Source organism: Phormidesmis sp. 146-12 (genome assembly GCF_052939495.1).
In genome coordinates, this window is sequence record NZ_JBJPHS010000174.1 from 1 (window position 1) to 9,488 (window position 9,488).

A 9,488-nucleotide genomic window follows, 5' to 3' on the forward strand; every position below is an offset into this window, starting at 1 on the left:
GCAGTTGTTGCCGATGGTTGGCTTTCCCTCTGGCTAGAATAAATCAACCCTACCCATTCTGGGGGACTTTCGGATAAGAGGACTCGTCTACATCTAGTTCGTTTACATCTAGCTCAAAGTCCCTCACTTGTGGGGGATTTGGGGGGCTTCCCGAATTCGCAACCGAAGTGAGGAATTTGAGCGCATTCACACCGAATCTAGCAAAATAAGTTGTCAAGTCGTAGTCATAACGAGTATGATTTAGAAGTCACCCAAAAGAGTAGCGTATGGTTAGGGTACAAGAAATCCCCATTCAAGCAATTCGTCGCCCTTTGTTTCGGCAAAACGATCAGACTAAAGTGGCGGCCTTGATGGAGTCGATCGCCCAGATTGGCTTACAAGAACCGATCGATGTGTTAGAAGTAGACGGCCAGTTTTATGGCTTTTCTGGCTGTCACCGCTACGAAGCCTGTAGTCGTCTGGGGCACGAAACGATTCTCTGCCGGGTCAGACGTGCGCCGCGATCGGTGTTGCAAAGACATTTAGCGTGAGGCGATTTGCTTAGAAACTTTGAGAATCTGACGCTTTCGGCTATTTTCTTAAAGGCAGTTAAATCACTTAAGCCTGCCGCTCTCTTTTCACAATTATTTGGAAGACCATTCAGGAGAAACTATGGCAACTCAAACGACCAATCCAGTCATCGACATCGGTATCGAAGAATCTCAGCGCAAAGCGATCGCCGAAGGGCTTTCTCGGCTGCTGGCTGACACGTACACGCTGTATCTCAAAACTCACAACTTCCATTGGAACGTCACCGGCCCGATGTTTAACACGCTCCATCTGATGTTTGAGACGCAGTATACCGAGTTGGCGCTGGCCGTTGACTTAATTGCTGAACGCATTCGCTCGCTGGGCTTTCCGGCTCCTGGCACCTATAGCGAATATGTGAAACTTAGCTCGATCGAAGAAACCCCTGGTGTCCCCAAAGCCGAAGAGATGATTCGTCTCCTGGTGCAAGGACAAGAAGCAGTGGCTCGGACGGCACGATCGGTCTTCCCCATTGCCGAATCTGCCAGCGACGAACCCACGGCCGATCTGCTCACCCAACGTCTGCAAACCCACGAGAAAACGGCTTGGATGTTGAGAAGTTTGTTGGAGTAGGGAGTAACTTCGATGATCTATTCCCCCTTTGGGGGTAATCCGCTGCGCGAGGAGGGATGAAGAAATTCTAGTCGTTCCGCATTCGTTGTTCTAAATTCATGCTGAACTTGCGATCCCGTTTTGGGTTATGAGTTAGGTTGTTGTCTTCTCGTAACGCGATGACTCAATCAAGTCAGCCAAACTTTACCCCTCAGTTGCAGCACTTCATGCAGTTGGGGGGGATTTCTACGTTTAAACAACTGTCTCAAAAGTCGGGTGTTTCTGAAAAGCAAGTGATGCGTTTGCGACGAGGTGAAATCGGACAGATGCGGGTCGAGACGTTACAAAAACTAGCAGAAACTTTGGGAATTACACTCTCTAACTTTCTCGCAGCCTTCGCCCAAGATACACTTTCTCACACACTGTCTGTCGAAGATAACGCTTCATCCACCCAACAAGACTATCAACAGGAATACCAACGCCTTCAAGAACGCTTAACCCAACAGCGTCAAGAACTGTGGCAAGAATTTCAGCAAATGAGTTTACAAACGCTAGAGCCGTGGATTTTACAATGGTCGGCGGCCAGCTATGCAGCACAACAAAATTCGCAGCTAGCTGCTGTAAAATTGCTTCCCTTAATGCGTCCTGTTGAGCGGCTGTTGGTAGACTGGGGAATTGAAGCGATCGCTTCCGTAGCTGCTGAGATTCCCTACAATCCTCAAGAACACCAACTGATGGACGGCACCGCAGAAATCGGAGCATTGGTCAGAGTGCGCTATGCGGGATATCGTCAGGGCGATCGCTTACTCTATCGGACTAAGGTGAGTCCTGTTTAAGCGCCATGTCGATCGCTGCAATGTTGACGATCGGTTGTCAGAAGCTCAATGTCTCGCTGATGTCGCTGAGCGATTTGTAGAAGGACTTCGGCTGTTTTTCGCAGTTCGACGCTTTCTTGTCGTTGACTTGGTGCAGTATTGTTGAGAACTTCGATCGCTGTTCTCAGTTCAGCATTGAGGGCAAACTGACTTTCCATCATGGCTTCAAGTCGATCCAATCGTTCTGACATCGCAAATTCCTGCACCGCGCCATTTCAGTACAAGAAGAAAATCTACCTTTTGAGGCGGGGAATCGATCGCGTTCACCTTGCCCTTCCTCCTTATGACTGATGCTCAGATTGGTTGCGATTTGTTGCAATAGTCAAAGTACAGCAATGCTGGAGAGCGATTCAAATGCGTAAGTTAAATATTGGATTAACGGATGAACAGCGTCAGGGTGTCTGTGAACTCTTGAACCGTGACCTGTCAAACACCTATCTGTTGGTGATCAAAACCAAAAAATATCACTGGGATGTCACCGGCCCTGAGTTTCGTTCACTGCATCAATTGTGGGACGAGCAATATCAGATTTTGAGTGAAAACATTGACTCGATCGCAGAACGGATTCGCACTTTGGGGAACTTCCCTGTCGGCACAGCAGAAGGGTTTTTGCAGTATTCCACCATCAAAGAACACACAGGTGATGTGCCTCCCTCGGATGGTATGGTGACAAACTTGGTGGAGGATCACGAAGAAATTATTCGCAACCTGCGTGAACACATCGACCAATGCTCCGAAGAATTCCACGATGAAGGAACGGCTGACTTCCTCACCGGATTGATGGAAGGACACGAAGAAATGGCCTGGATGCTACGCTCTTTTGTCGAAGGTAAGGCTATCAAGCCCGATGGTCAACAAGCTCCTGCCGAGATCAAGTTTCCCGCTGGAGTTGGCGCAAGCTAAGACAAGTGGATTTGATTGAGTTATTGCTTCGTTGTGGAGATCTTTGCCCCCCAACCCCCCAATTTGGGGGACTTGTAGAACTCTCTCAAACCTGAAGTGAAGGAGTTCACTGAACTGTGCTAATGAACTTGTCTAATGATTGAATTCATGTCTACTAGACAGCGATCGCTTTCTTAAAAAGCTGATTAGAAAATAGACGCTAACTTCAACCAGCGCGACAGACTGGCAGGAATTTCTGTATTCAGTCGCAATGGTAAACCAGGCGTAGAAATAGATTGAGCATAGCCAGAGGTGAGAAACGTTTCATATGTTTTAGCCTCTGGTGTTTGCTGTTTGATAAATGCCAAACTCACACCCTGAAGAAATTGACGCAATGGAGCAACTTCTTGGCCTCTGCGCTCTTTGACTAAAGTTCCTTCACCGATCGCGCCACTAAAATTAGTCGGATCGCTGACACTGAGATGAGTCGTACCGATCGCGGTTACCAAATATTTAGGTTTGGGCAATTGAGAAAAGGGTTGAAGCTGTTGGCTAAAGGTCGGCGCTAAGGTATCTTCTGTGCTGGTCAAAATTAGAGTGGGAGTAGCGATTTTAGTTAAGCCTGACTTGCCAAAAATTTGACCGATCGCAGGATTGAGGGCGACCGCTTGCACGACTCGGCGATCGCGTAAATTCACTTGACGGTTGGGCAAGCCTGATGCCGCACATTGGAGCCAATCTGCTGGCACTCTCTGAAGCAAATTCCCGCTTTGACAAAAGTTGCGTAGATCATCCAAATTGAGTTCTGCTCCGGCGAGGGCCAGGGCTTCATAGCCGCCGAGAGAATGCCCAATCACCGACACTTGCTGAGTATTTAGCTTGCCTTGCAGAGTGCCAGATTGTTGATTGAGTTGCGTCAGTTCGTCCAAAACAAAACTAATATCTTTGGGGCGATCGACAAACTCACTTGCAGGGACAAGCTGATCTAATTTGAGAGAAATAGGAATGCCCCGATTGGCGAGAGAAGGATGCTCAAGAGCCGCCACCGTTAAGCCGTGAGACGCTAAATGACGCGCTAGATATCCCAAAAAACTTCGGTTTGCTTCAAATCCGGGAGCGATGACAACCAGTGGCCCTTGAGCCGTTTGACTCGAATAAATATCAACTGGAATTGTGCGATTTCTGGCTTGGTCGCTCAAAGTGAACGTTTGTTTTTGCACCGTTGCCGCACCCGGAACCGAGGGGTCAAACGTGGGACGAAACTCAGCCCCTTTTTGCGTCAAATCTCGTTCTAATCGCGAACTAATGGCTTGACTCTTCCAGAGAGAAAAGTTGACTTGAGAAGCCACCCCGATCGCTTGCGTGACATCGATCGTCACCGTCTCTTGAGGAATTGACTTCAACACACTGATGGCATCCAGTCCATTCGCTTGTCTGGCGGCGAGCCAAAATCCGGCTTGAAGCTGCTCGATCGTCAGCCCTGGAGAGGCTTGCTGCAAGGTTTCTAACAATCGCTTGCCAGACGCAGACTTCAGAATTTCCTCAACGACCTGACTGCCCAAATTGGGGTCTAGCTGCAATCGGCTCGTCAACGCTTTTCGCAATTCGGGAGTCAACACGGGCGAATAAAGCTGCAACGCTGAAGGAACCTCTCCCGTTTGGGCAAATTTTTCTAAATCAGTCACCCGAACCGACTGCTCAAACGGCCCCAGCCGCAAATTGAGCTTCTCAGCCGCCAACCCTGGTGTCGCCATCGAAAGGAACGCGATCGCTGCCCCTCCCACAATTGCCTTTGTCGATCGTACGTTTCGCTTCACTGTTATCGCCCCGTGCCAGTCATTCAGGTCAACCCATTGATTGTAGGATGCTCACAAATTCTCTGCCTACCCGCTCACAAACAAATTAGCTTATCAAGGTAGCATCCTCAAGAAGCTGACTAGAGGAGCGTTATCTCGGTTCCCTAAATTTTCTCAAGCGCTCGCTTTAAGGCAATTTTGACGCGATCGTATTCACTCTCAAGCTGGACAATTAAAGTCTCTGCCGCCTCAAACGTTTTGGTTTTACCGATCGCTTCCAAATCTGCACAAAGTTGAGAAAGCGTATTGGCACCCAGGTAAGCACTGCTCGATTTGAGGCTGTGGGCAGCCCGAACCAGGGAAATCGGATCAGCTTGGACATGGGACTGTTTAATCGTCAAAACAAGCTGAGGAGCCTCGCTCAGGTAGCACTCAAAAATATCAATCAGAGCGGGGCCGCTGCCCTCAAACAGGTTGCACAGGAGGCTGAATGCATCTGGATCGAGGGCAGCGGGTAAAGAAAGCGTTGTCAGGTGTGGGGTGCTTTCGACCGTTGGCGTTTGACTGAGCACTCGCGTCAAAGTGTCTAATCGAATCGGTTTACTGAGGTAGTCATCCATTCCGGCGGCGAGGCATTCTTCGCGATCGCCCTGCATAGCGTTAGCAGTCATGGCAATGATTCTGGGTCGGCTGGCTTTTTGACAGATTTGACGAGTCGCGGTCAAACCATCCATTTCGGGCATTTGCAGATCCATCAAAACCAGATCATAAGCCTGACAATCGAGTGCCTCTAGCACTTCTAACCCGTTGTTAACAATATCCGCGCAGTATCCCAAATGCTGAAGTAAAAGCTGTGCCATTTTTTGATTGACGACGTGATCTTCAGCGATAAGAATTTTGAGTGGATAGCGTTCCGACAGCTTTGTATTTGACGCAGTTTGATGATGATTAGAAGGGTAATCTTTTGCATTCGCTGGTGGGTAACTTGATGTGACCGTAGGCACCACGATCGAGAAGTAAAACGTCGAACCCTTCCCGACCTGACTTTCGACCCAAATCTCACCGCCCATCATCTCCGTCAAACGCTGACTGATTACCAATCCCAACCCCGTACCGCCATAGTTGCGAGTGATGGATGAATCGACCTGGCTAAAGGGCTGAAACAAGCGATCGAGGCGATCGGGGGCAATGCCAATTCCTGAATCTTTGACCGCAAAACAGATGACGTTAGAACAGGGCACATCCGCCGTTTTCAGGTCAAGTGATCTCGAAGAGATATCTGCTGGAGCAGACCGCACCGTCACCGAAACCGTCACCCCGCCCACGTTGGTAAATTTAATCGCATTCGCCACCAGATTGAGAAGAATTTGCCGAACTCGTGTCACATCGCTGACGATCGTATCCGGGGTGTTGGGATCGATCTGATAAGACATCTCCAAGCCTTTTTCGGCGGCTCTGGGCGCTAACAGATCAAAAACTCTTTCAAGACAGGTTAATAAATTGAACGATCGCCGCTCTAGCGCTAGTTTTCCGGACTCAATTTTAGAGAAATCCAGAATGTCGTTAATGATGGTCAGCAGTGAGTCACCACTGTTGCGAATCGTCTCCACAAAATCTCGCTGTAGTGGGGTCAAATGACTGTCTAACAGCAGTTCTGTCATGCCAATTACAGCATTCATCGGCGTGCGAATTTCGTGACTCATCATCGCTAAAAATTCGCTTTTAGTCCGATTGGCGGCTTCGGCTTCTCGCTTTGCTTTTTCTAGAGCGATATTTTTGTTGGTGAGTTCTTGACGCTGTTGGGTTTCCTGTTCTAAAAGATGCTTTAAAGCAAATTCTGCTTGCTTACGAGCGGTGATATTTCGCGCCACCAACATGACGGTATTTTCGGAGATGGGAGAGAAGTTTGCAGCGAAATAGACTTCTTGATGATTAACGGTAATATTGTATTCGCCATAAATCGTTTGCTTTGCCTCCAGAGCTTGACGAATGTAAGCCAAAATCATGTCCGCTTGCAGTTGTGGCAGCGTTTCGTGTAGCGTTGCGCCAACCATTTGATCGATTGGTTTGTAAAGGTTGCTAAGGTTGGTGGGGGCGATTTTCAAACAGAGTCCGTTAGAGTCTCTCACGATCACGACATCCGTCATCGCCGCAAATAAGGCCCGAAGTTCTGCTTCGGAGGCTTGCAGTTGTAATTGAGCTTGACGATCGCTCCCTTCTCCCTCCTGTTCGGCCACCGCTTCGACTAAAAGGATCAACTGATTCTCAAAGCCTGCGTCGGCTTGATTTTCTAAAACCGTCAGATTGAAATAAACAGGAGCCGATCGGGGAGTCGATCGAGGAATATTTTTGAGTTCAAAATCAGGTTTCTGCTGGTGTAAAACGGCTCCAAGCTGATCTTCAAGTCCGCGCAACTCAGGAAAGCTCGATCGCACGTCTTCACCCGACTGAACAGGCACCTTAGAGAATCGCGAAATGCCAGCAGAATGTTCCAAAATACAGAACTGCTGATCCAAAATCAGGTACTCAATGCCCCGCAGGGCTGAAAGCTTATTGAGAATTCCCAGGGATTTTAGTTGAGAAGGTAGCGCCATGAATCTCAAAAAATTTCAGCTTGATCAGCCAAATCAGACAATCGCTCTCACGATCGCTCCTATTATAGGTCTGGTCAAATTTCTACAGGTATATTGAATGACGATCACTTCTATTTTTTCCTGATTGAGCCGTCAAATCCTCATAAAGATGGGATACAACGTGGGCGATCGGGGCGATAATACAGGTAGTGTTCAATACAGTTTTTATGTCTACTTCTACATCTGCGGGAGTTGGTAGCTGCATCTCTGTTCTTAATCAACAATCTGAAACGCAGCAGTATCAAAATCAAAGTGATTGCAGCCAGCGAGACACTCCAACTCATTCAATCTCTTCCAAAAGCTGCACGGTGGTCGAAAATGGGCGAGTCGTTGTCAAACCCATTCAGCCTGTGACTGCTTCTAAAGAAGTGACCTCGTGAAACTGGTTGTAGTCAATGTAGCGGTGTCCCTCCTGGGTAAAGTGAATAATATCAACAAAGCGGTGGTTCCAGACGATATCTTGAGCCGCGTAGGTATGGCGAGCATGAACCACTTGAGTCACCGTTTCGTCAATGCCGCTTAGAGAAATCACGATCGACGTATTCATTTTCACCAATGCGTCAGCATCGTATCCATAAAGCGGGCTGGACTCGTCGATCGCGTGCATCACTGTCCAGCTTAGATTAAAGCCTGGGGTTTGACTTCTTAGCAGCGTCAGGTCGTGAATTCGCCGCATGTGTTGTCCGTCGCTGGTCACTTCATCGCGCATCAGGTAGACCCGCATCTGTGCTTCTAAAATCTGATTGCGCCGCTTGTTAGCCGTTCTAAACATTAAGACAGGCTGACCTTCGTGGGGAGCGATGACCGCAACTCGACTAAAGACCACACGAGCCGTTGGTTTTGAGAAGCGGGCAAACGCCAACCCGGTCAGCACCGAGATGCCCACCAGACCAAACATCGCCTCAACGGTCACCACCGAATTGGAATACACCGTTTTGGGATACATGGCTCCATAGCCGATCGAAGCCAGCGTTTGTACACTAAAGAAGAACGCATCTAGAAACGATCCCGGTGTCGCGTTAGCAATACAATCTCCGCCCAACAGGTAGGCGATCGCAAACAGTGAATTAACGCCCAAATAAGTCAGCGTGATCAGGCAAAAGAACCCCATCCAGGGAATCGTCAGCACCAAATGATAAGGGTCGCGCCAGTAAGAGTACCAGGCTCCCATGCCAACGACTTGAAACCGTCCATCTTGAATTAGAATTTTAATCTTTGGCAGCCGTCGTTTCTGAGTCGGTTTCTTTTGTGCAGTTCTCATAAGCATTTTGGAGAAGGTTAGTTCTATAGGGTCTTGTGAGGAGAAGATTTGCACTGATTCCAGGACATCTCACATCCAATCTGCAACGCCCGATCGAGAAGTTACTGACTGCGGGTAGAGGTAAAGATATCATCCAGACTGCTATTTTCAGAATTAATTTAAGGTTTAATTTTATGAATTCAAGTCATCAGTCGGGCTGGCGAAAAGAAGTTTTGCGAGTGATCTTGGCCGTTTCGATCAGCGTGGTGGGAGTGACTCACTTTTTGACTCCGATTCCTTATGTCAAAATTGTGCCACCCCAACTTCCGTATCCTCTGGCGCTTGTCTACATCAGTGGTTTCTTTGAGATCTTGGGAGGAATTGGACTCCTGATTCCTTTTGTGAGTGTGGCGGCCGCTTGGGGATTGATTGCTTTATTTGTTGCAGTGTTTCCCGCGAATATCAATATGGCTGTGAATCAGATTACGATCGAGAACGTTCCTCATATCCCCGCACTCTATTGGGCGAGACTGCCTTTGCAAGCGGTTCTAATTGCCTGGGCCGGGTGGTACACTCGCAAACCCGAAGAGCAGCCGGGGGCGGTGGAGGATGAGGGGGCGCTAATTTAATGTGAGTTCGATGATAATTCGATGAAGGTTTTGCTTCGTTGTTTACGGCTTCTGCCCCCCAAGTTGCCAATTTTGAAAACTTTCAGACAGGATTTTTGATTCAAAGTCCCTCACTCGTGGGGGATTTAGGGGGCTGCCTGGATTAACGACCGCAGCGAAAGATTTCATCGAATTCACCTCAACTTAGGATCGCAAATTAAATAAGACCGTTTATTGCCAAGCTACTTCGCCCCCTAAATCCCCCATCCTGGGGTAGGGATGATTTATTCTAGCCAGAGGGAAAGCCAACCATCGGCAACAACTGCTCTAAGCGA

The 9,488-nt window shown here is 48.4% G+C and carries 10 protein-coding genes; 6 read left to right on the forward strand and 4 right to left on the reverse strand.

Features of this window, described 5'->3' with window-relative positions:
• Positions 1 to 266 precede the first annotated feature (266 nt).
• The 3 genes from ACKFKF_RS33020 to ACKFKF_RS33030 all read left to right on the forward strand — a co-directional run bounded on the left by ACKFKF_RS33020 (position 267) and on the right by ACKFKF_RS33030 (position 1,955).
• On the forward strand, positions 267 to 530 hold the full coding sequence (locus ACKFKF_RS33020; protein WP_446860261.1) for a sulfiredoxin: 264 nt from the start codon (positions 267 to 269) through the stop codon (positions 528 to 530).
• A gap of 121 nt (positions 531 to 651) precedes the next feature.
• Complete coding sequence (locus tag ACKFKF_RS33025; RefSeq protein ID WP_446860262.1) at positions 652 to 1,140, forward strand: Dps family protein; 489 nt, start codon at positions 652 to 654, stop codon at positions 1,138 to 1,140.
• 158 nt (positions 1,141 to 1,298) lie between these two features.
• Positions 1,299 to 1,955, forward strand: a complete 657-nt coding sequence (locus ACKFKF_RS33030) for a helix-turn-helix domain-containing protein (protein ID WP_446871623.1) — start codon at positions 1,299 to 1,301, stop codon at positions 1,953 to 1,955.
• On the opposite strand, the gene ACKFKF_RS33035 is transcribed toward ACKFKF_RS33030, so the two are convergent.
• Positions 1,952 to 2,185: a hypothetical protein gene (locus tag ACKFKF_RS33035; protein ID WP_446871624.1), complete on the reverse strand. Its 234-nt coding sequence runs from the start codon at positions 2,183 to 2,185 to the stop codon at positions 1,952 to 1,954. The genes ACKFKF_RS33030 and ACKFKF_RS33035 overlap by 4 nt on opposite strands.
• Before the next feature lie 163 nt (positions 2,186 to 2,348).
• On the opposite strand from ACKFKF_RS33035, the gene ACKFKF_RS33040 reads away from it, so the two are divergent.
• On the forward strand, positions 2,349 to 2,897 hold the full coding sequence (locus ACKFKF_RS33040) for a Dps family protein (RefSeq protein WP_446860265.1): 549 nt from the start codon (positions 2,349 to 2,351) through the stop codon (positions 2,895 to 2,897).
• A 185-nt stretch (positions 2,898 to 3,082) separates the two neighbouring features.
• Here the strand turns inward: ACKFKF_RS33040 and ACKFKF_RS33045 are convergent, their stop codons facing one another.
• Both ACKFKF_RS33045 and ACKFKF_RS33050 read right to left on the reverse strand, forming a co-directional pair.
• Positions 3,083 to 4,693 (reverse strand): alpha/beta hydrolase, encoded by a 1,611-nt coding sequence (locus ACKFKF_RS33045; protein ID WP_446871625.1) that lies wholly within the window; start codon positions 4,691 to 4,693, stop codon positions 3,083 to 3,085.
• Positions 4,694 to 4,836: 143 nt separating this feature from the next.
• The gene (locus ACKFKF_RS33050) at positions 4,837 to 7,266 is read right to left on the reverse strand and encodes an ATP-binding protein (protein ID WP_446871626.1); all 2,430 of its coding nucleotides are present in this window, start codon (positions 7,264 to 7,266) and stop codon (positions 4,837 to 4,839) included.
• Positions 7,267 to 7,472: 206 nt separating this feature from the next.
• Between ACKFKF_RS33050 and ACKFKF_RS33055 the strand changes: the two genes are divergently transcribed.
• Positions 7,473 to 7,685, forward strand: a complete 213-nt coding sequence (locus ACKFKF_RS33055) for a hypothetical protein (protein WP_446871627.1) — start codon at positions 7,473 to 7,475, stop codon at positions 7,683 to 7,685.
• Here the strand turns inward: ACKFKF_RS33055 and ACKFKF_RS33060 are convergent.
• Positions 7,649 to 8,566, reverse strand: coding sequence for an ion channel (locus ACKFKF_RS33060; RefSeq protein WP_446871628.1), 918 nt, complete (start codon positions 8,564 to 8,566; stop codon positions 7,649 to 7,651). The two genes, ACKFKF_RS33055 and ACKFKF_RS33060, sit on opposite strands and share 37 nt — an antisense overlap.
• Before the next feature lie 173 nt (positions 8,567 to 8,739).
• On the opposite strand from ACKFKF_RS33060, the gene ACKFKF_RS33065 reads away from it, so the two are divergent.
• Positions 8,740 to 9,174, forward strand: a complete 435-nt coding sequence (locus tag ACKFKF_RS33065) for a DoxX family protein (protein WP_446871629.1) — start codon at positions 8,740 to 8,742, stop codon at positions 9,172 to 9,174.
• Positions 9,175 to 9,488: the final 314 nt, after the last annotated feature.

Coding starts and splice junctions, on each gene's coding strand:
- ACKFKF_RS33030 (WP_446871623.1), top strand. CDS start 1,299: ATGACTCAATCAAGTCAGCCAAACTTTACCCCTCAGTTGCAGCACTTC.
- ACKFKF_RS33055 (WP_446871627.1), top strand. CDS start 7,473: ATGTCTACTTCTACATCTGCGGGAGTTGGTAGCTGCATCTCTGTTCTT.
- ACKFKF_RS33065 (WP_446871629.1), top strand. CDS start 8,740: ATGAATTCAAGTCATCAGTCGGGCTGGCGAAAAGAAGTTTTGCGAGTG.
- ACKFKF_RS33060 (WP_446871628.1), bottom strand. CDS start 8,566: ATGAGAACTGCACAAAAGAAACCGACTCAGAAACGACGGCTGCCAAAG.
- ACKFKF_RS33035 (WP_446871624.1), bottom strand. CDS start 2,185: ATGTCAGAACGATTGGATCGACTTGAAGCCATGATGGAAAGTCAGTTT.
- ACKFKF_RS33025 (WP_446860262.1), top strand. CDS start 652: ATGGCAACTCAAACGACCAATCCAGTCATCGACATCGGTATCGAAGAA.
- ACKFKF_RS33020 (WP_446860261.1), top strand. CDS start 267: ATGGTTAGGGTACAAGAAATCCCCATTCAAGCAATTCGTCGCCCTTTG.
- ACKFKF_RS33040 (WP_446860265.1), top strand. CDS start 2,349: ATGCGTAAGTTAAATATTGGATTAACGGATGAACAGCGTCAGGGTGTC.
- ACKFKF_RS33050 (WP_446871626.1), bottom strand. CDS start 7,266: ATGGCGCTACCTTCTCAACTAAAATCCCTGGGAATTCTCAATAAGCTT.